17 protein-coding genes are annotated in these 21,322 nt (G+C 64.7%); 7 read left to right on the top strand and 10 right to left on the bottom strand.

The features are described 5' to 3' along the window. Nucleotides 1-9: 9 nt before the first annotated feature. Together V1288_RS07890 and V1288_RS07895 are read right to left on the bottom strand one after the other, a co-directional pair. Nucleotides 10-1,380, bottom strand: coding sequence for a glutamate--cysteine ligase (locus V1288_RS07890; protein ID WP_334356511.1), 1,371 nt, complete (start codon nt 1,378-1,380; stop codon nt 10-12). A 96-nt stretch (nt 1,381-1,476) separates the two neighbouring features. Further along, complete coding sequence (locus tag V1288_RS07895) at nt 1,477-1,965, bottom strand: MarR family winged helix-turn-helix transcriptional regulator (protein ID WP_334356512.1); 489 nt, start codon at nt 1,963-1,965, stop codon at nt 1,477-1,479. Between the two features lie 123 nt (nt 1,966-2,088). On the opposite strand from V1288_RS07895, the gene gstA reads away from it, so the two are divergent. Further along, on the top strand, nt 2,089-2,703 hold the full coding sequence (gene gstA / locus V1288_RS07900) for a glutathione transferase GstA (RefSeq protein ID WP_334356513.1): 615 nt from the start codon (nt 2,089-2,091) through the stop codon (nt 2,701-2,703). A 193-nt stretch (nt 2,704-2,896) separates the two neighbouring features. Here the strand turns inward: gstA and V1288_RS07905 are convergent, their stop codons facing one another. From V1288_RS07905 to V1288_RS07920, 4 genes are all read right to left on the bottom strand, one after another. Then, nucleotides 2,897-5,110 carry an FAD-dependent oxidoreductase gene (locus V1288_RS07905; protein WP_334356514.1) on the bottom strand — a complete coding sequence of 738 codons (2,214 nt, stop codon included), beginning with the start codon at nt 5,108-5,110 and terminating at the stop codon, nt 2,897-2,899. Between the two features lie 159 nt (nt 5,111-5,269). Further along, entirely contained in the window at nt 5,270-6,478 is a 1,209-nt protein-coding gene (locus tag V1288_RS07910; RefSeq protein WP_334356515.1) for an acetyl-CoA C-acetyltransferase, read from the bottom strand. Between the two features lie 64 nt (nt 6,479-6,542). Continuing rightward, the gene (locus V1288_RS07915) at nt 6,543-8,333 is read right to left on the bottom strand and encodes an acyl-CoA dehydrogenase C-terminal domain-containing protein (protein WP_334356516.1); all 1,791 of its coding nucleotides are present in this window, start codon (nt 8,331-8,333) and stop codon (nt 6,543-6,545) included. Nucleotides 8,334-8,510: 177 nt separating this feature from the next. Next, nucleotides 8,511-8,897, bottom strand: coding sequence for a nuclear transport factor 2 family protein (locus tag V1288_RS07920; protein WP_334356517.1), 387 nt, complete (start codon nt 8,895-8,897; stop codon nt 8,511-8,513). 128 nt (nt 8,898-9,025) lie between these two features. On the opposite strand from V1288_RS07920, the gene V1288_RS07925 reads away from it, so the two are divergent. From V1288_RS07925 to V1288_RS07945, 5 genes are all read left to right on the top strand, one after another. Next, nucleotides 9,026-9,631, top strand: coding sequence for a PadR family transcriptional regulator (locus tag V1288_RS07925; RefSeq protein WP_334356518.1), 606 nt, complete (start codon nt 9,026-9,028; stop codon nt 9,629-9,631). Between the two features lie 290 nt (nt 9,632-9,921). Next, nucleotides 9,922-13,269, top strand: a complete 3,348-nt coding sequence (locus tag V1288_RS07930) for a hypothetical protein (RefSeq protein WP_334356519.1) — start codon at nt 9,922-9,924, stop codon at nt 13,267-13,269. Between the two features lie 234 nt (nt 13,270-13,503). Further along, entirely contained in the window at nt 13,504-14,307 is an 804-nt protein-coding gene (locus tag V1288_RS07935) for a hypothetical protein (RefSeq protein ID WP_334356520.1), read from the top strand. A gap of 288 nt (nt 14,308-14,595) precedes the next feature. After that, nucleotides 14,596-15,522: a sulfite exporter TauE/SafE family protein gene (locus V1288_RS07940; protein WP_334356521.1), complete on the top strand. Its 927-nt coding sequence runs from the start codon at nt 14,596-14,598 to the stop codon at nt 15,520-15,522. After that, entirely contained in the window at nt 15,519-16,301 is a 783-nt protein-coding gene (locus V1288_RS07945; protein ID WP_442893926.1) for a TIGR02186 family protein, read from the top strand. The genes V1288_RS07940 and V1288_RS07945 overlap by 4 nt, the downstream gene beginning before the upstream one ends. 28 nt (nt 16,302-16,329) lie before the next feature. On the opposite strand, the gene V1288_RS07950 is transcribed toward V1288_RS07945, so the two are convergent. The 3 genes from V1288_RS07950 to V1288_RS07960 all read right to left on the bottom strand — a co-directional run bounded on the left by V1288_RS07950 (nt 16,330) and on the right by V1288_RS07960 (nt 19,506). Further along, entirely contained in the window at nt 16,330-17,688 is a 1,359-nt protein-coding gene (locus V1288_RS07950; protein ID WP_334356522.1) for an NRAMP family divalent metal transporter, read from the bottom strand. A gap of 99 nt (nt 17,689-17,787) precedes the next feature. Further along, nucleotides 17,788-18,570 carry an MBL fold metallo-hydrolase gene (locus V1288_RS07955; RefSeq protein WP_334356523.1) on the bottom strand — a complete coding sequence of 261 codons (783 nt, stop codon included), beginning with the start codon at nt 18,568-18,570 and terminating at the stop codon, nt 17,788-17,790. 15 nt (nt 18,571-18,585) lie between these two features. Continuing rightward, a complete protein-coding gene (locus V1288_RS07960; RefSeq protein ID WP_334356524.1) occupies nt 18,586-19,506 on the bottom strand; it encodes a DMT family transporter in 921 nt (306 codons plus the stop codon). Nucleotides 19,507-19,602: 96 nt separating this feature from the next. Here V1288_RS07960 and V1288_RS07965 point away from each other — a divergent pair, with 96 nt between their 5' ends. Then, a complete protein-coding gene (locus V1288_RS07965; protein WP_334356525.1) occupies nt 19,603-20,466 on the top strand; it encodes a LysR family transcriptional regulator in 864 nt (287 codons plus the stop codon). Nucleotides 20,467-20,639: 173 nt separating this feature from the next. Here V1288_RS07965 and pdeM read toward each other — a convergent pair whose 3' ends face one another. Then, on the bottom strand, nt 20,640-21,311 hold the full coding sequence (pdeM, locus tag V1288_RS07970) for a ligase-associated DNA damage response endonuclease PdeM (protein WP_334356526.1): 672 nt from the start codon (nt 21,309-21,311) through the stop codon (nt 20,640-20,642). Nucleotides 21,312-21,322 lie beyond the last annotated feature (11 nt).

Raw genomic sequence — 21,322 nt, forward strand, 5'->3', positions numbered from 1 at the left:
CCCTTTTAATTAAAACGCGTATTCCTGATAGGCGGGCTCCACGGAACCGCCCCACTCGCCGTTGAATTTGTCCAGCATCTCTTCCGCCGGCGTGCGGCCCGATTCGAGGATCCGTTCCAGCGGTTCGAGGTAACGGCTCTCGTCGCGGCCGGAATGATCGACGCGGTTGCGCCGCCGCAGCCCCGCATACGACAGCTTCAGGCATTCCTTCGCGATCTCGAACAGATAACGGTCCTTGATCCTGGCCTTGAAGCCGAAGCGCGGCACGTCATCGCGCAACGCCTGGCGCTCCTGGGCGGTCCAGTGCCTGACCAGATCCCAGGCCGCGTTCAGGCTTTCGTCGTCATACAACAGCCCGACCCAGAATGCCGGCAACGCCGGCAGCCGGCCCCACGGTACGCCATCGGCGCCGCGCATTTCCAGATAACGCTTGAGGCGGACTTCCGGGAAAATCGTCGACAGATGGTTGGCCCAGTCCGACAAGGTCGGACGCTCGCCGGGAAGCGAATTGTTGCGGCCCTCGAAGAAGGCGCGGAACGAGGAACCTGCGACGTCGATATAGGTGTCGCCGCGCTTGACGAAGTACATGGGCACGTCGAGCGCATAGTCGACCCAGCGCTCGAACCCCATTCCGTCCTCGAACACCCAGGGCAGCATGCCGGAGCGCGCATTATCCGTGTCGCGCCAGATCTCGGAGCGGAACGACAGGAAGCCGTTCGGCTTGCCTTCGGTGAACGGCGAATTGGCGAACAGCGCGGTCGCCACCGGCTGCAGCGCGATCGACACGCGCAGCTTCTTGACCATGTCGGCTTCGGAGGAGAAGTCGAGATTGGTCTGCACCGTACAGGTCCGGTACATCATGTCGATGCCATACTGGCCGACCTTCGGCATGTAGTTGGTCATGATCTTGTAGCGGCCCTTGGGCATCACCGGAATCTGCTCCCGAGACCAGGACGGCGTCATGCCGAGCCCGAGAAAGCCAATGCCCAACGGCGTCGCGATCTCGCGGACCTGCGCCAGATGCGCCATCAGCTCGGACTGGGTCTGGTGCACGTTTTCGACCGGCGCCCCCGACAATTCGAACTGCCCGCCCGGCTCCAGCGAAATCGCGCCGCCTCCGGTGACGTCGTAGAGGCCGATGATCTTGCCGTGCTCCATGATCGGCTCCCAGCCGAGCAGAAGCTGCATGCCTTCGAGCAGCGCCCCTATACCGCGCGCGCCTTCGTATGGCACGGGCTGACGGCCCTCCAGCGTGAACGGGGTCTTCTCGTGCTCGGTGCCGATGCGGAACTCGGACGGCGGCTTGGTGCCGGCCTCGAACCACGCGACGAGCTCGTCACGCGATTGCAGCGGCGTCATATCGATCTGGTCACGCGCCATGAAAAAATCCGGATAACTGGCGATTCGACCGAACGCGCCGTGTGGCCAAGGGAATGCGGACGGCGTCGCCCGCATCAACGAAACGTATCAGGGCAGTCATCGCGCCGGCACGCCGTCGCGGGCAGTGGCCGCCTTGACGTCGGAGCAGGAGCAGCCCAGCCGGTCGAGCAGACCGCAAAGCTTCATGGCGTCGGCATCGGACAGTTTGGAGCCGACATGCTTTTCGATCGCCGCCGAATAGGCGCTCCACATTTTCTTCTGCAGCTCGCGCCCGGCCTCGGTGATCTCCACGAACTGGCCGCGCTTGTCGATCTTGCATTCGCGCCGCGCCGCCAGGCCCTCGTCGACCAGGCGGTCGATCAGCCGCGAGGTGGAATATTGCGGGATCAGCATCTGCTTTTCCAGCTCTACCGGGCGCATCTCGCCGGAGGGAGCGCGCGACAGTTCCAATAGCGCGTCATACCACGCCAGCGGCGGAAAGCCCGCTTTCTTCAAATCCTGCTCGACGGCATCAAGTACCCGGCTCTGCACCCGCATCAAGCGGATCCAGGCGGCCGTCGCCTCGGTCGATGGTTTGCGTTTCATCATCCAGTCCGTATCTGTCACAGATCAGTGTACCGCACTAAATGCAGCTGCATCAATCTTGACTATTCCATGCAAATGCATTTAGTCACTCCACCCAATAATATCGAGGGAAGGGAAAAGCCGATGAAACTGTATTATACGCCAGGCGCCTGCTCGCTATCCCCCCATATCGCGCTTCTCGAGGCCGGTCTGCCCTATGACCTGGTCAAGGTCGACCTGCGCGCCAAGAAGCTGGAGAACGGTGACGACTTTTTGAAGGTCAACCCGAAGGGCCAGGTGCCGGTGCTGGCGCTCGATTCGGGCGAGCTGGTCACCGAGGGCCCGGTGATTGTCCAGATGATCGCCGACAAGGCCGCGGCCAAGAACCTCGCGCCCGCCCGCGACAGCGCCGACCGCTACAAGCTGCTGGAGTGGCTCAACTTCATCACCACGGAACTGCACAAGAGTTTCGGCCCGATGTTCTCGCCGCTGCTGGCCGACGACGCCAAGGCGTTCTTCAAGGATCGGGTGATGGGCAAGTTCAAGTATGTCGACAGCCAGCTTGCGGGGCGCGACTACCTGATGGGCAGCCAGTTCACCATCGCCGACGGCTATCTGTTCACGATGCTGACCTGGGCGGACCGGATGAAGTTCGATCTTTCCGAGATGCCGAACCTTCTGGCCTACAAGGCCCGCATCGCCGCCCGCCCGAAGGTGCAGGAAGCGCTGACCAAGGAAGGCCTGATGAAGGCGGCGTGAGTTCTTGCGCATAGCGAATGCGAAAAGGGCCGGATCGATGATCCGGCCCTTTTTCTTCGTAGATGGGGTAACGGGCCGCGGTCTGCCCTCCAAGCCAGCCGCGCTTGCTACGGCGCTATTGGGTTGCGCGCTTCGCGCGGCTGGCTTGGAGGGCGGGCCGGGCCCGTTACCCCATCTACAAGTTTGCACCGCCTTACGCCGCCTGCTTCTTCGGCGGGAAGCGGCCGTAGAAGGTCTCGCCGCTGGCGGCCATGTCTTCCAAAAGTTTCGGCGGGGTGAAGCGCGAGCCGTATTTGGCCTCCAACTTGTGGCAGAGCTCGACGAACTTCCGCGTACCCATGAAGTCGATATAGGACAGCGTGCCGCCGGTGAACGGCGCAAAGCCGAAGCCGAGGATCGAGCCGACATCGGCCTCGCGCGGATCGGTGATGACGTGATCCTCGACCGTGCGCGCGGCTTCGACCGCCTGCACCACCAGGAAACGCTGCTTCAATTCCTCGATGTCGAGCGTATCGGGATCGAGCTGCTTGGGCTGCAGCGCCGACAGGCCCGGCCACAGGCTCTTCTGGCCCTTGCCCTTCTCGGGATAGTCGTAAAAGCCCTTGCTGTTCTTGCGGCCGAGACGGCCCTGCTTTTCCACCAGCTCCACCATCAGCTTCTTCTGATCCGGATTGATGGCGTTCGGACCAAGATCCGTCTCGGTCGCCTTGATGACCTTGAGGCCGAGATCGAGGGCGACTTCATCCGACAGCGACAGCGGACCGACCGGCATGCCCGCCATCTTGGCGCAGTTCTCGATCATCGCCGGCGGCACGCCTTCCAGGAACATCTCGTTGCCTTCGGCGATGTAGCGGCCGACGCAGCGATTGGCGTAGAAGCCGCGGGAGTCATTGACGACGATCGGCGTCTTGCCGATCACCCGCACATAGTCGAGCGCGGCGGCGAGCGCGACGTCACCGGTATTCTTGCCGAGGATGATTTCGACCAGCATCATCTTCTCGACCGGCGAGAAGAAGTGGATGCCGATGAACTTGCCTTGCTCCTTGAAACCTTCGGCCAGCGAGGTGATCGGCAGCGTCGAGGTGTTGGACGCGAAGATCGCGTCCGGCTTGAGGTACTGCTGCGCCTTGGCAAAGGTCTCTGCCTTGACCTTGCGGTCCTCGAACACGGCCTCGATGACGAGGTCGCAATCTCCGAGCGTAGCGTAATCAGCGGTTGGCGTAATGCGGGCCAGCAGCGCATCACGATCTGTGGCCTTGGCGCGGCCCTTGGCGACCTGCACGTCGATTACCTTCTGTGCATGCGCCTTGCCCTTGTCGGCGCTTTCCTGGTCGCGGTCGATCAGCACGACGTCGAGGCCGGCGCGGGCCGAGACGTAGCCGACGCTGGCGCCCATGAAGCCGGCGCCGATCACGGCGATCTTCTTGATCTTGGTCGGCGGCACGTCCTGCGGACGCCGCGCGCCCTTGTTCAGTTCCTGCATCGACAGGAACAGGCTGCGGATCATCGCCGCGGCTTCCTTGGAGCGCAGGACTTGCGTGAAGTAACGCGACTCGACGCGCAACGCGGCGTCGATGGGCAACTGCAGGCCCTCATAGACGCAGCTCATGATGGCGCGCGCCGCCGGATAATTGTCGTAGGTCTCGCGGCGATAGATCGCGTTGCCGGCCGGGAACATCATCATGCCGTTCTTGGAGAACACCGGGCCGCCGGGCAGCTTGAAGCCCTTCTCGTCCCATGGCGCGACCGCCTTGCCGCCGCCCTTGATCCAGTCCTTCGCCGCCCTGACCAGATCGGAGGCCGGCACGATGGCGTGGATCAAATTGAGCGCCTTGGCCTTGTCGATCGTGACCGGATCGCCCTTGAGCAGGATCGTCATCGCATCCTGCGGCGGCACCAGGCGCGGCACGCGCTGGGTGCCGCCGGCGCCCGGGAACAGGCCGACCTTGACCTCGGGCAGGCCGAGGCGAGTTTTGGGATTCTCGGCCGCGACGCGATAATGGCAGGACAGCGTCACCTCGAAACCGCCGCCGAGCGCCAGCCCGTTGATCGCGGCCGCCCACGGCTTGCCGCAGGTTTCGATGCCGCGCAGCACCAGCGAGAAACGGCGGCTCTGGTCGAACAGCATCTGGTTGGCCGCGACCTCGCCCTTTTCCTTGAAGACCTTGGCGTACTCCTTGTTCATGCCTTCGAGCATGGAAAGGTCGGCGCCGGCGCAGAATGCGTCCTTGCTCGAGGTGATGACGACGCCCTTCACGGCGGCATCTGCTGTGGTCTGCTTCAATATCTCTTCGAGCTCCGTGGTCGAGGTCTCGTCCAGCACGTTCATCGAACGGCCGGGGATGTCCCAGGTGACGAGCGCAATGCCGTCGGCGTCGGTCTCTAGCTTGAAATTCTTGAAGGCCATATTGGTGCTCCCTCGATGCCGGCAGCCGATGTCAGGCGCGGCGGTTGGATGTGATTTCGTAGGTCTTGTAGGGTGGGCAAAGCGCAGCGTGCCCACCCTTCCCGGCGGAGTTCGTGATGGTGGGCACGGCGCAAGAGCGCCTTTGCCCACCCTACGGGCTCAGACTCTTTCAATGATCGTAGCTGTCCCCATGCCGCCGCCGATGCACAGCGTCACCAGCGCGGTGGACTTGTTGGTGCGCTCCAGCTCGTCGAGCACGGTGCCGAGGATCATGGCTCCCGTGGCGCCGAGCGGATGGCCGAGCGCGATCGCGCCGCCGTTGACATTGATCTTTGCATTGTCGATCTCGAACGCCTGGATGTAGCGCAGCACCACCGAGGCAAAAGCCTCGTTGAGCTCGAACAAATCGATGTCCGACTTCTTCATGCCGGAACGCTCGAACAGCTTTTCGGTGACGTCGACCGGACCGGTCAGCATCATCGCGGGCTCCGAGCCGATATTGGCAAAGGCGCGGATCTTTGCACGCGGTTTCAGGCCATGTTTCGCGCCCGCTTCCTTGCTGCCGAGCAGCACCGCGCCGGCGCCATCGACGATGCCGGAAGAGTTGCCGGCGTGGTGCACGTAGTTGACGCGCTCGATTTCCGGATGCGACTGGATCGCCACCGCATCGAAACCGCCCATCTGGCCAACCACGGTGAACGCCGGCTGCAGTTGCGCCAGCGACTGCATGGTCGTGGTCGGGCGCATGTGCTCATCCTTGGCGAGAATGGTCAGGCCATTGACGTCCTTGACCGGCACTACCGACTTGTTGAAGCGCCCCTCGTCCCAGGCCTTTGCGGCGCGCTGCTGGCTCTGCACGGCATAAGCATCAACGTCGTCGCGCGAGAAACCGTATTTGGTCGCAATCAGGTCGGCAGAGACGCCCTGCGGCATGAAATAGGCCGGCACCGCCATCGAGGGATCCATCGGCCACGCGCCGCCGGAGGCGCCGATGCCGACGCGGCTCATCGATTCGGCACCGCCGCCGATCACGAGTTCATGCTGGCCGGCCATGATCTGGGCGGCGGCGAAATTCACGGCGTCGAGGCCGGAGGCGCAGAAGCGGCTGATCTGCACGCCGGGAACGGATTCGCCGAGACCTGCCTTCAGCGCCGCGAAACGCGCGATGTCGGAGCCGGCCTCGCCGACCGGATCGACCACGCCAAGGATCACGTCATCGACCACGTCTTCGGCCAGGTTGTTGCGTTCCTTCAGCGCCTGCAGCGGCACGGTGGCGAGCGCCAGCGCGGTGACCTCGTGGAGCGCGCCATCGGACTTGCCGCGGCCGCGCGGGGTGCGAACGTGATCGTAGATATATGCCTCAGGCATGACGCCCTCCTGGTATGAGGATCATAATATTATAGGCGAAAGGACAGCGCGGTGGCGGATAATTTCAGAACGCTTCCGCCGCCAATTCCATGGTGGTCGCGCATCCGGTCTGGATGCGCGCAAGATGGACATGGGTTTCCGGCAGCATCCGCTCCATGAAGAAGCGGCCGGTCACCAGCTTGGTGGAGAGATAGGGCGTGGCGCCGGAGGCCGCAATCTTGTCCTGAGCCACCTTCGCCATCCGCGCCCACATATAGGCGAAGGTGACGAGGCCGAACAATTGCATGTAGTCGGTGGCGGCGGCGCCGGCATTGTCGGGTTTTGTGAGTGCATTCTGCATCAGCCAGCCGGTGGCCTGCTGTAGATGGCCCAGCGCTGCCGAAAGCGGGGTGACGAACGGCTTCATCGCCTCGTCGCCGCCATGCTCCTTGGCGAAGGCGCCGACTTCGGCAAAGAACGCCATCACCGCACGGCCGCCGTCGCGCGGCAGCTTGCGGCCGACAAGATCGAGCGCCTGAATGCCGTTGGCGCCCTCATAGAGCATGGCGATGCGCGCATCGCGCACGAACTGCTCCATGCCGTGTTCGGCGATATAGCCGTGGCCGCCATACATCTGCTGCGCCAGCACCGCGTTGGAGAAGCCGACATCGGTCATCACGCCCTTCATGACCGGCGTCATCAGGCCCATGTGGTCGTCGGCCTCCTGGCGGTCCTTGGGATCGGAGGAGCGGTGGGCGACGTCGCTCTTTAGCGCCGTCCACACCACCATGGCGCGCGCCGCTTCGTTGAAGGCGCGGATGGTGAGCAGCACGCGGCGCACGTCAGGATGCACGATGATCGGGTCGGCCGGCTTGTCTGCCGCCTTTGCGCCGGTCAGGGAGCGGCCCTGCAGGCGCTCGCGCGCGTAGTTGACGGCGTTCTGATAGGCGACCTCGGACTGCGCGAGACCCTGGACGGCGACGCCGAGGCGGGCCTCGTTCATCATCACGAACATGCCCTGCATGCCCTTGTTCTCTTCGCCGATCAGCCAGCCGGTGGCGTTGTCGTAGTTCATCACGCAGGTGGAATTGCCGTGGATGCCCATCTTGTGCTCGATCGAGCCGCAGGACACGCCGTTGCGCTGCCCCAGCGAGCCGTCGGCATTGACCAGGATCTTCGGCACCACGAACAGCGACACGCCCTTGATGCCGGCCGGTGCGCCTTCGATCCGCGCCAGCACCAGGTGGATGATGTTTTCGGCAAGGTCGTGCTCGCCGGCGGAGATGAAGATCTTGGTGCCCGATATCTTGTAGCTGCCGTCGGGCTGCTTGACCGCCTTGGTGCGCAGCAGGCCGAGATCCGTGCCGCATTGCGGCTCGGTGAGGTTCATGGTGCCGGTCCACTCGCCCGCCACCATCTTCGGCACGAACATCTTCTTCTGCTCGGGCTTGCCATGCACCAGCAGCGCCGCGGTCGCGCCCATGGTGAGGCCGCCATACATCGAGAACGCCATGTTGGCCGCGCTCTGGAATTCGGTGACGACCTGGCTCAGCGTCACCGGCAGCCCCTGCCCGCCATATTCCGCCGGCGCCGACAGGCCGAGCCAGCCGCCTTCGGCGACCTGCTTGAAGGCTTCCTTAAAGCCCTTCGGCGTCGTCACCGAAGCGTCGTCGTGCCGCTTGCAGCCTTCGAGATCGCCTGTGCGGTTGAGCGGCTGCAGCACCTCTTCGGAGAGCTTTGCGGCTTCGCCGATGATCGCTTCGCGCACATCGGCGGAGGCATCGGTGAAGCCGGGCAGATTGTCGTAGCGATCGATCTGGAACACGTCGTTGAGCAGGAAGGTGACGTCTTCCACGGGGGCTTTGTAGATCGGCATGATGTTCTCCCGGCAGCGGCGAAAGTGGCGAAGGCGCTTGAAATGAAATTCGTAGTGGCGATCCGGAACGAGACCTTATCCGGTTCCGGGGATTCGAGGGAGTGAGCGGGCCGGCAAAATATCTCGTCAGCCATTGCGACATAAACGGCGCCGAAGATGGTCGCGCGCTTTGCTCCCTCACCCCTTGGCGAGTTGCTCCCCCATCAAGCGGTGCAGCAGATTGATTCCCTTCAGCGGACGCACCATCACCTTGAAATGCGTGATCTTACCGTCATCGCTGAAGGTGATGATGTCGACGCCGTTGATCTTGATGCCCTCGATCTCGTTTTCGAATTCGAGGACCGCGCCATCAGCGCTGCGCCATTCGCCGACATATTTGAAGCCGGGGCCGCCCAGCACCTTTTCGGCGCTCGCGAGATATTTGAAGGTGATGTCGCGCCCGCGCTGCGGCGTGTGGACGACGGGGCTTTCGAACACCGCGTCGGGGTGCAGCAGGTCCCACAACGCCGCCGTGTCATGGGACTTCATGTAGCCGTACCACTTGTCGAGGCCGCTCATGGTCATCATGTCTCCTCTGGCGGGCGATGACGGGCTGGCGCCGGGGAACGGATCTCCCCGGAGCTTATGCGCGTTGACGCATATGCAACTTTATGCATAATGTCAATCAATCCTGAAAGCCGGAGGCCGGCGTCTTGGCGCTTGGTGACGCGATCCTTGCCTGCCTGACCGAACGTCCGATGACGGGCTACGAGCTCGCCAAGACGTTCGACAACTCCATTGGATTCTTCTGGAAGGCCGACCACCAGCAGATTTATCGCGAGCTCACCAAACTTCGCGACCGCGGCCATATCCAGGGCCGCGAGGTGGTCCAATCAGGCAAGCCGAACAAGCTGGTCTACACGCTCACGCCGGAAGGACGGGCCGCGCTCAGGCATTGGGCCGCGCGGCCGAGCGTTCCGGCCTCGATCAAGGACGACCTTTTGGTGCGGCTCTACGCGCTCGACGATGTCGATATCGAACCGTTGCGCACCGACCTGATGGCGCGGCTGGAACATCACCGCGACCGCTTTGCCCGCTACGAGCGCCTGCTCAACAAACGCTTTCCCCAAGGTACGGCGCCGCCGGCCGATGTCGGCAAACTGCTCGGGCTTCGCATCGGCCTCGCCCACGAGCGCGCCGTGGCGGAGTGGTGCGAGGAGGCGATCGAGGCGTTGTCGGCGCTGTCTTCCAGCGCGGAGCGGACCAATGTCGTACCCCTCGAGGACGGCCCGCGCGAAAATCGCGAAAATAGCGGTTAGAGCTTTTCCGTTCCGGTGGAATCGGAACGGAGCTCTAGATTTTTTGTTTGACGCGTTTTCTTGACGCGAACCGGTCCCCACTTCGCTGGAAAACGCTCTGAAGCCGGCCGATTTGGCGCCCGGTAACTTTTGCGGCCGTCCGTCCAATTCCTTAACCCGTTATTTACCGTAAGGAACAAAAGTCAGGTTCTGAGGCAGACGACCTGCGCGAAATTCGATTGTCTCCTCACGGGGACGCGCGGGGAGGCTGATGGCGCAGGTGGAGCGCCGGAGCGGAACCGGACGAGAGCATGAATTCGCGCGTATCGTGGAGTGTTGACGGCATCGATCCATCCGTCCGCGAAAGGGCGGAGGCCGCCGCGCGGCGCGCCGGCATGACGCTGAACGACTGGCTCAATTCCACCATCGGCGAACCGGCCCCGCCCAGCTTCAGCGCGCCTTCCAATCAGCGGCCGGCGATGCATGGCCGGCAAGGCCCCGACGTTGCCGACATTCACCAGCGGCTCGATTCGATCACCCGGCAGATCGAGCAGATCTCGCGGCCTGCGCCACGCGGCGACGCTTCGCGTGGCGAGGTAGCCCGCGGCGAGCCGACGGTGGCCCGCCAGCTCAACGACGCGATTTCGCGCCTCGACGCGCGGCTGTCGCAGATTTCCAACCCCGCGCCGACCCGGCAGGCCCAGATGCACGAAAAGCAGCGTCAGACCGAGCTGGTCGAGCGTGCCGCAGCCCAGGTCTACCGCCCCGCGCCGCCGCTCAGCCCGGCCTCGATGGATTTTGCGATCGCCGAAATCGCCGCGCGCCAGAACGAGCTCGACAGCCCGCCGCCGCGCCAGATGCCGCCGCGCAACGGCGCGCCGACAGCTTCTCCTGCCCAGCCCATGATGCAGGAAGCGCCGGCCGGCCCGGACTTTTCGTCGCTCGAGCGGCACCTGATCAAGATCACGAGCCAGATCGAGTCGCTGCAGCGTCCCGATCACGTCGAGCAGTCGATTGCCGCCTTCCGCAGCGAACTCGCCGAAATCCGCCACGCCATTACCGAGGCAGTGCCGCGCCGGGAGATCGAATCGCTCGAGAACGAAATCCGCTCGCTGTCCCGCCGCATCGACGACAGCCGCCAGCACGGCACCGACGGCCAGACGCTGGCCGGCATCGAACGCGCGCTCGGCGAAATCCGCGAGGCGTTGCGCTCGCTGACGCCGGCCGAGCAGCTCACCGGCTACGACGAGGCGATCCGCAATCTCGGCGCCAAGCTCGATCTGATCCTGCGCTCGAACGACGATCCGTCGACCGTGCAGCAGCTTGAAGGCGCGATCGCGGCGCTGCGCGGCATCGTCTCCAACGTCGCCTCCAACGACGCGCTGGCCCGGCTCGCCGAAGACGTGCACACGCTGTCGGCCAAGGTCGACCAGCTTTCCCGCTTTGACGGCAACAGCGATGCCTTCGGCATGCTCGAGCAGCGCCTCGCCGCGCTGACCTCGACGCTGGAAACACGGCAGCCGCCGGCCGCGAGCGACAATTCGGAATATCTCGAAAACGCGCTGCGCTCGCTGTCGGAGCGGCTCGACCGTATCCCGGCCGGCAACGACAATGCGTCGGCGTTCGCCCATCTCGAACAGCGCGTGTCCTATCTGCTGGAGCGCCTGGAAGCGTCCAACGACAGTTCCGCCGCGCCTGCCATCGATCTCGGGCGGGTCGAGGAAGGGCTGCACGATATTCTGCGTTCGCTCGAACGCCAGCACGCCAGCCTGGTCGCGCTCGCCGAGTCCAACCGCAATTCCGGCGACGCAGTGCAGCCGATGGACTCCGGTATCGTCGATCTGGTCAAGCGCGAACTGTCCGACATCCGCTTCAGCCAGTCGGAAACCGATCGCCGCACGCAAGATTCGCTGGAGACGGTTCACAACACGCTCGGCCACGTGGTCGATCGCCTGTCGACGATCGAAGGCGATCTGCGCACGGTTCGGGCCGCACCGCCGGCGGCGCCCCAAGCTTCCCCGCCGCCGATTGAAATGCGCGAGGAAGCGCCCCGCATAACCACGCCGCTGCAGACCTATCTGCAGCAATCGAAGCCCGAGTTGCCGAACCCCGCCGCGCTGCAAGCGAGCCCTCAAGAACATTTTGCCGCCGCGCCGCGTGAATTCCACGCGGTCCAGCCGGCAACGCCGGTGGCCCCGCCATTGCCGCCGCGCGCGATCAGCGAAATCCTGGAGCCGCATGCCGCCGCCCCGCGTACTGCGATCGCGCCGGAATTGCCGCCGGATCATCCGCTCGAGCCGGGCACCCGGCCGACCGCGCGCATGTCCTCGCCGTCGGAACGGATCGCGGCTTCCGAGAACGCGATCAGCGAGATCGCTTCCGGACCGAAGGAGCCCGTGAGTTCGTCGAGCTTCATTGCCGCCGCGCGCCGCGCCGCGCAAGCCGCGGCCGCCGCGCCGCCTCCCGAGAAAGCGGGACGTTCGGCAAAGGCCGCGCCCAAGGACAAGGGCGGCGACAGGCCGAAGGGCGGTGACGACAAGAGCGCTTTGAACATTTCCTCCAAGATCCGCTCGCTGCTGGTCGGCGCGAGCGTGGTCGTGATCGTGCTCGGCACTTTCAAGATGGCGATGACGCTGCTCGACACCGGCAGCGGGCTGCAACTGCCGATGATGGAGTCCAACCAGCCGGCCGCACCAGTGCATGCCCCTGCACCATCGGAGAGCAGCGCCAGGCCCGCAATGCCCGCAGCACCCGGGCCCTTGATGATCTCGCCGACGCCGGTCGAAAAACAGTCGAACAATTCTTCCGCACCGAACACGCTGGATAGCGCGCGGATCGCGGTCCCGCCCCAGGCCGCGCCAGCGCCGGCTGCCGCCAGCGACATCACCGGCGCAATCACGACAATGCCCGCCACCGGCGGCAAGCTGGCCATGATCGCGGTGCCATCGACCGAGCGGCTGCCTGACGGCATTGGCGGCCCGGTATTGCGCGCCGCCGCGCTGAAGGGCGACCCGGCCGCGGCCTACGAGATCGCCACGCGCTTTGCCGAAGGCAAGGGCGTTGCCCCGGATCTCGACCAGGCCGCCAGATGGTACGATCGCGCGGCGCAGGCCGGCGTGGTGCCCGCAATCTTCCGGCTCGGGACCTTCTACGAGAAGGGCCTCAGCGTGAAAAAGGACGTCGATATCGCGCGGCGTTATTATGCGCAGGCGGCCGAGCGCGGCAGCGCCAAGGCGATGCACAATCTAGCTGTGCTCGACGCCGATGGCGGCGGCAAGGGCGCCAATTACAAGACCGCGTCGATCTGGTTCCGCAAAGCCGCCGATCGCGGCGTCGCCGACAGCCAGTTCAACCTCGGCATCCTCTATGCCCGCGGCATCGGCGTCGAACAGAACCTCGCGGAATCCTTCAAGTGGTTCAGCCTCGCCGCGGCCCAGGGTGACGCCGACGCCGGCCGCAAGCGCGACGATATCGCCAAGCGCCTCGACGTCCAGTCGCTGGCGGCCGCGAGACTCGCGATCCAGACCTTTACGCCGGAGCCGCAACCCGACGATGCCGTCAACGTGGCCGCCCCGGCTGGCGGCTGGGATTCGGCGCCGGCCACGACCAAGCCAGCCGCCAAGCCGGCCGCGACCAAGCGCACTGTCGCCTTCCAGTAAGACAGGCCGCGATGCCGCCGGCGTCGCCGCCATACCCTCGGCCACAAATTTGTATAATGGTTCGGGCGAGAGCCTTTTCGGTTCTGATTAGATCAGAATCGGGCTCTAGATTCTTGTATTGACGTTTTCTTGACGCGAACCGGCGCCCACCCACGGATCAAGTCCGAGGGCATGCTTCGTTCGAAAATGCTATAAGTCCGATCCTGAAACGGGTCGGCGCGCAACGAGGACCAATTGTCGACCGAAGACCACCAGAGCGGGGAAAATCGCTTCCGTAGATCGCCGACAGGTCCTGCGGTCACGCCGCCGCGCCTACCACCCGGTCAGGGCCCGACACCGCCGGTCCAGCTACCCCGGTACAAGCGGCATTACTGGTCGATCGCCATCTTCATCCTGCTGGTCGCCGGGGTCTGCATTCGCGCCTACCGGGACCTGTCACAGCCGGAGGCCTGGCACTACTGGAAGGACCAGTACGTCTCGCCAAGCCTGACAGCCCAGGTGATCGATACGCTCACTCTCGATGGTTCGAGCAAGGGCCAGCGAGCGCTGTTCGTCAGCGGGACGATCGGCCCTGCCGCCGCGAACTGGTTTCGCGGCAGGCTGGACCAGGCCAATCTCGCGGCGGGCGACATCGTGCTGCTGGCCTCCCCCGGCGGCGATTTGAACCAGGCCGCAATCATGGGCGAGATCATCCGGCAACGCTCGCTCGCGACCGCGGTCGGCAGCGCCGACGCCTCCGGCCGCGTCAAGCCCGCCTATTGCGCCAGCGCCTGCGTGCTGGTCTATGCCGGGGGGAAGACCCGCTTCGGCGTCTTGGGCTCAGCACTGGGCGTTCATCGGTTTGTCACAACCAGGCCCGTGGACGACCCCGTCGCGGAAGCCCAGCGGATCGCCGGCGCCGTGCTGGGCTATATGACCAAGATGGGGGTGTCGTCCTCCATCGTGGAAGCGATGTCCGAAACCCGGGAGATTCGCTGGCTCAGCCCGAAACAGGCGCTGGCGATGAACCTCGTCACCGACCCGCTCGGAAAGCCCTGAGCCGGCCGGGCCGCCAGGCTCCACGAACCGAACTGCGCCCCGCTGATTTGTAACGGCGTTTCAATGTCCTGAGGGACGGGCGGGCATGTACGGCAAAAATTTGCCTTCCCGGGCATTTTTAGTCCCTCATCCTCCCGAATTCAGTTATGCAAAGGCGCGGGAACCGGCCCTGCGCACGCAAAGGTGCATGCGCGAACCGGATTCCACTGCCGGCAAATACAACAGAAACCATGCCCTGAGCGGCCGCCCGGCCGTCTCTGGCGGCAAAGCCACAAAAAGCAGACGCGCGTGCAGCTCTACCTTCCGATCGCCGACATTCCGGTCAATGTTTTCCTCATCCTGGCGATGGGCGCGGCGGTTGGGTTCGTCTCCGGCATGTTCGGGATCGGCGGCGGCTTCCTGATGACGCCGCTGTTGATCTTCGTCGGCATTGCGCCGGCGGTCGCGGTCGCCTCCGTCGCCAGCCATATCGCCGCCTCCTCGTTTTCCGGCGCGCTCTCCTATTGGCGACGGCGCGCCATCGATCCGCTGCTGGCGGCAGTGCTGTTGACCGGCGGCACTTTGGGCACCGCGCTCGGGGTCTGGACCTTCACGCTGCTGCGCTCGCTGGGTCAGCTCGATCTCATGATCGCGATGTCCTACGTGATCCTGCTGACCACCGTCGGCAGCCTGATGTTTTGGGAGGGTCTGCGGGCGCTGTTGCGGGCCCGACGCGGCGGGCCGATCACCACGCGCCGCCCGGGCAGCCATGTCTGGATCCATGGATTGCCGCTGAAGATGCGCTTCAAGCGCTCGAAAATCTATCTGTCCGTCATCCCCGTCGTCGTGATCGGCCTGATCATCGGCTTCATCGGCGCCGTGATGGGAATCGGCGGCGGCTTCATCCTGGTGCCGCTGCTGATCTACGTGCTGCGGGTGCCGACCTCGACAGTGATCGGCACCTCGATGGTACTGACCCTCGTCACGATGGTGTTCGCCACCATGCTGCACGCGGTCACCAACCATCTGGTCGATGCCGTGCTGGCGCTGATCCTGATGGTCGGCGGCGTCACCGGCGCGCAGTTCGGCGCACGGGCCGGGCAGAAGATCCGCGGCGAGCATTTGCGGCTGCTGCTCGGGCTCCTGGTGCTCGCCGTCGGCGTCCGGTTTGCCGTCGAGCTGGTGATCCGGCCCGAGGACCTCTTCACCATCCGCGAAACCGGGGTGACGGGATGATCGCGCGCCTCATCCTCATGCTCGGATGGCTTGCGCTGGGCTTAGCGCTCGCGGCCTCGCCCGCGCAGGCCGAACGGCTGATCGTGTCGGTGTCGAACCACCGCGTCACCGTGACGCCGAATTATTCCGGCGAGGAGCTGGTGCTGTTCGGCTCGGTGGAAAAGGACGCCGCCACGCCGGCCAACCGCACTTACGATCTGGTGGTGACGGTCGCCGGCCCGCGCGCCGACATGGTCACCCGCCGCAAGGAGCGCCGGTTCGGGATCTGGATCAACACCGACTCCCGGCAGTTCCTCAAAGTGCCGTCCTACCTGGCGCTGTTCTCCAACCGGCCGTTCGACGCCATCGCCTCGCCCGAGGTGCAACGGCGGCAGCAGCTCGGGCTGAACAACGTCTTGCTGACCCAGCGTGTCGGTGGCGATTACGCCGACGTGGTGCCGGACGACGCGTTCCGCAGCGCCTTCGTACGGCTGCGCCGGCAGCACGGCCTCTATCGCGAGGAAACCTCGGCGGTGACGTTCCTGACGCCGACGCTGTTCCGCACCGGAATTCCGCTGCCGGCCGAGGTGCCGATCGGTCTCTATAACGTCGAGATCAAGCTGTTCGCCGACGGCGCGCTGGTGGCCAAGACCGACACCGCGTTCGAAATCGTCAAGGTCGGCTTCGAGCAATTCGTTGCCACCACCGCGCAGCAGCACGGTTTTGTCTATGGGCTCGTCACCGCCTTCATGGCGCTGATGACGGGATGGATGGCGTCCATCGTGTTCCGAAAGGATTGAGGCGAACCCCATCGCGCCCGGGACACGATCACGACTTCCCGACAAAAAGCCCGATTCCCATCGCCACCACGCTGAGCACCATCGCGGCCGTCGACAGCCAGCCCAGCCAATAGAGCCGGCCCCCGACGACGAAGGTGCCCATCACGTCCCTGCGCCGCGCCATGAACATCAATAGCACCATCACGGGCACGGCGAGGACGCCGTTGATGACGGCGCTCCAGTACAGCGCCGAGATCGGGTTGATCGACGTGAAGTTCAGCGCGATGCCGATACCCGCCGACAGCGTCAGCACGGCGTAGAAGGCCGCGGCTTCCTTCGGCTTGCGCGCGAGGCCGACCTGCCATCGCCGTCCCTCGCCGACGGCATACGCCGTGGCACCGGCGAGGACTGGAATCGCCAGCAAGCCGGTGCCGACGATGCCGAGCGCAAAGATCACTTCCGCGAACGCGCCGGCAATCGGACGCAGCGCTTCGGCCGCCTCCGCCGAGCTCTGGATATCGGTCTTGCCGACCGCATGCAGCGTCGCCGCCGCGGTGACGATGATCGACAGCGCGATCAAATTGGAAAACGCCATGCCGATGATGGTGTCGGCGCGGATGCGACTAAATTCTCGCCGCGCGCCGTAGTGCTTTTCGATCAGCGGCCGCTTGGTGGTGTCGACACGCTGATCCTCGGCTTCCTGCGAGGCCTGCCAGAAGAACAGATAAGGCGAGATCGTGGTGCCGAGGATCGCGACGATGGTCGTGAAATAGTCGAGGCTCCAGTCAGGGCGCGGAACGAGAATGCCGACGAGGGCCTCGCCCCACGATACTTTTGCAAACGCCAGCGCCGCCACATAGGCGAACAGGCTGAGCGTCAGCCATTTCAGCACCGCGACGTAGCGCTTGTAGTCGAGGAATATCTGGGCCGCCACCGACGTCATGCCGAACAGCAGCACGTAAACGATGCTGTGGCCGCCGATCAGAAGTTTGCTGACGTCGGCCATGGCGCCGAGATCGGCGGCGATATTGATGGTGTTGGCGATGAACAGCAGCGTCACCACGACCTGGAGCAGCCACGCCGGATAATGCCGGCAGGCGTTGCCCGCAATGCCATGGCCGGTGACGCGGCCGACCCGCGCGGAAATTTCCTGGATCGCCGCCATCAGCGGAAACGTCAGCAGCATGGTCCAGCCGATGCCGTAGCCGAGCTGCGCGCCGGCCTGGCTATAGGTGCCGATCCCCGACGGATCGTCATCGGACGCGCCGGTGATCAGGCCGGGGCCGAGCGCCTTCAGCGCATCGGCGAAACGAAACGGCCGCGCGGGCTTGGCCCCCGCGGCCGGCCTCTCACTTCCGGCATGCTTGTTCGCGTGACGCTTCCGATCCGATTTGCTGTGCTCTGCCATGCCGGGTCCAGCCGCAGCGACAACGAACCTGACGTGAGCAGGTTCCAGACCGCGACCTTGCCCGAGGACACCTTGACAGACAAGCAGCCATCGATGCCGTCACGCGGCGCGCGACGGCTCGATGATAGTCGCAACCCCGGGCTCCAGAATCCGCAATCGCGATCCAAAACCCAGCGTATCGAAGGTGGCGCGCAAATCCTGCGCGCTCTGGCGGAAATGTTTCCATCCCTCTGTATGAACGGGGACGATCACCGCGTCCGGAAACGCGCGCGCGGTCTCGATCGTGTCGTTGGTGTCCATCGTGATGTGGAAGGGCCCGCGGGTTTGCGCGGCGCCGGCGAAGGGCAGCACGATTCCCGCCTTGAAGCGCTTGGCTACGTCCGCCACGCCGTCGTACCAGACGGTGTCGCCGCTGATATAGATCGGACGACTGCCGGGCTTGTTTGAGGCGACCACGAAGCCGATGACATCGCCCGCCAGCGGTTCGATACCGGCCGGGCCGTGGCGCGCGGGCGTCGCGGTAATCGTGAGCGAGTGCCCGTTTTTGCCGGTCAGTTCGGTGGCCTGCCACGGCGCAAAGCCTTCTGCATGGCCGCCAAGCCGCTTCGCGCCGACTTCCGTTGTCAGCACGCGCTTGGCTGATTTAAGAAAGTCGCGGCCGGAATTGTCAAGATTATCCGAATGCTGGTCATGGCTGAGCAGCACGGCATCGACGATGCCGATCGCATTCGCGCTCAGCGCGGGGCCGACCAGCTTTTCGAGCTTCACATGCGGGAGTTGATAGGCGCCGGGCTCGTCGAAGGTCGGATCGGTGAGCAGGCGGAAGCCGTCGATTTCGATCAGCGCGGTGGGGCCGCCGATCAGGGTGATGGTAACTGTCATGACTTGCTCCTTTTATCAAGATTGATCGGTAGCCGCGGCGGGGCGGGTCACTAGATAAATGCCGAGAGCCACCGGAACGATCCCGAGCAGATCGCGAAACTCGACGTGTTCGCCGAGCACGAGAAACGCGAACAGCATGCCGAGCGGCGGCATCAGGAAGTGATAGGCGCTCGCGGCCGTCGCGCCGCACACCTTCAAAAGGTGAAACCAGAGCAGATAGGCGAGGATCGAGCCGCCGAGGACGAGGAAAGCGAACGCACCCAACAGCCGCGCGCTCGGGACAATGTCGCCGACGCTGGACAGCGTGAATGCGAAAGGCAGCAGAACGATGCCGGCCGCAAGATTTTGCACGCCGTTGCCGACCCAGAGGCTGCCCTTCGGTGCCAGCACCTTGAACAGGATGGTGCCGGCCACGATCGAGGCCAGCGATGCCAGCGTGAACAGGATGCCGTGAAAACTGTCTGTCCCGACCGACATGCGGTGCCAGACGATGAAGCCGACGCCGATGATCCCGAGCAAGAGGCCCATCACCTTGCGCCAGGTGAGCGCGTCACCGAGAAAGGCTGCCGCGAGCACGGCGGTGAACACCGGATTGGCGCTGACGATCAGGCCGCCGAGGCCGGCGGATACGGTCTGCAGCCCGGTATAGCCAAGGCCGAGATAGAGCGCGTTGTTGGCGACGCCGAGAATCGCGAAAACGGCGGCATCGCGCCAGGTGAGCGAAGACCACGCTTCACCGCGCAGCGCGGTGACGCCGAGAATCAGGATGCCGGCCAGCGAAAATCGCGCGGTGAGCAGGATCAACGGCGGACAATCGGTGACGCCGATCTTGCCGGCGACGAAAGCGAAGCTCCAGAGCAGGCAGAACAGGCCGATATAGAGCGGGAGCGGATTGAAGGTGGCGCGGGGAACCGCGACCGAGGGCGCGAGCGACATGGGAAGTCTCCTTTCCCATTCAGGTAGACCCTCGCCTTGATATTTGGAAATTAAATGATAAACTGGCGTCCAGTGGATTTACGAATGGAGCATTGCATGCTCGATCTGGAGCTCCTGCGCAGTTTCGTCAGTGTCGTCGATGCCGGCGGCTTCACCCGCGCCGGCGAACGCGTCCACCGCACCCAATCGACCGTCAGCCAGCAGATCAAGCGGCTGGAGGACGATGTCGGCCAGCCGCTGCTGAACCGTAACGGCAAGGATGTGACGCCGACCGAAGCCGGCGAGCGGCTGTTGTCCTACGCGCGGCGCCTGCTGGCGCTGGCGGAAGAGGCGCGCGATGTGGTGGCGCGCCCCGAGAGCGAGGGCGCGGTGCGGCTCGGCATCCCCGAGGATTTCGCCGCCTACCGCCTTGCCAAGCTGCTGGCAACGTTTTCGCGCTCCCGTCCGGGATTGCGGCTCGATGTCCGCGCCGACCAGAGCACGTATCTGCGGCGCGACATCGAACGCGGCGATCTCGATCTCGCGCTGCTCAAGCGTGACGCCGGCGAGAAAGGCGGGATCGCGGTGTGGCCGGAGCAAGTGCACTGGGTCACCAGCAAGACCCATCCGATCGATATCGTCGCCGGCTCGGTACCGCTGATCGGCTTTCCCGCCGGCTGTCTTTATCGGGCGCGCGCCATCCATGCGCTCGAAAGCGCCGGGCGTTCGTGGCACATGGCCTATACGAGTTCAGGCCTCGCCGGCATTCAGGCCGCGGTCGCCGCGGGCCTGGGTTTGAGCATTCTGTCCGACATCGCCATCCAGCCCGGGCACCGCGTGCTCACGGCGAAGGATGGCTTTGCGCCGATCGACAAGACGGAAGTGGCGCTGATGGCTTCCCCTGATGCAAGCCCGGCGACGTTGCGGCTCGCGGATCGTCTGGCCGAATTCTGCGACAGCGTGGAAGCGAAGGCGGCGTAGCGGCACGAAGAATCGTAGGGTGGGCAAAGGCGCTCTTGCGCCGTGCCCGCCATCCAGCGCACTGCTCGCGATGGTGGGCACGCGGAGCCTGTCATCGGGCGCGCATTCGCGCGACCCGTTGGCTTTGCCCACCCTACGCTGCTGTGGCTCGGTGCCGGCGCGCAGCGAAATTCTCAATAACACCGCGAGGCAGCAATGCTGTGCACGCGGTTGTCGCCGAGCACATGCGCCATGAAGCCGGGCGCACCAAAGATTTTCGCAAACGCCACATCACGAATGCTCAAGCCGCCAGTGTAAGCGCCGAACGCCGGCATCACGGCGCGCTCGCCATCGGAGGCAAAGCATCGCCGCTCCATCGATCGTCCCCTTGTGGCGACGCGCGCCTTGGGATGCAGGTGGCCGGCGATTTCGCCCGCCGCCCCTGTCGGCTCGTGGCGGAACGCAATCGGGCCGATCGCGACTTCGCTCGCCACCACGCCGCCGAGATCGGACGGCAGGGCCGGATCGTGATTGCCCGAAATCCAGATCCAGTCGCGCCGCGCCTGCATCGCCGAGAGCGCGTCCCGATCAGGCGCCGACAGCCGTTGATGCGCGGCGCGGTCGTGAAAACTGTCGCCGAGCGCAATCACCATGCGCGGGTCATGCCGCGCGATGACGGCGGCAAGACGGCCGAGCGTCGCCACCGTGTCATAGGGTGGCAGCAGCACGCCGCGCGCAGCAAAACTGGAGCCCTTTTCCAGATGCAGGTCGGAGACGACGAGCAGGCGCTGCTCCTGCCAGAACAGCGCGCCGGAGAGGTCGGCAACGAACGTGACGTCGGCAACCATGACCTTCGAGGCGCGCATCTCTTGATCGT

This window comes from Bradyrhizobium sp. AZCC 2176, assembly GCF_036924645.1.
Taxonomy (GTDB): Bacteria; Pseudomonadota; Alphaproteobacteria; order Rhizobiales; family Xanthobacteraceae; genus Bradyrhizobium.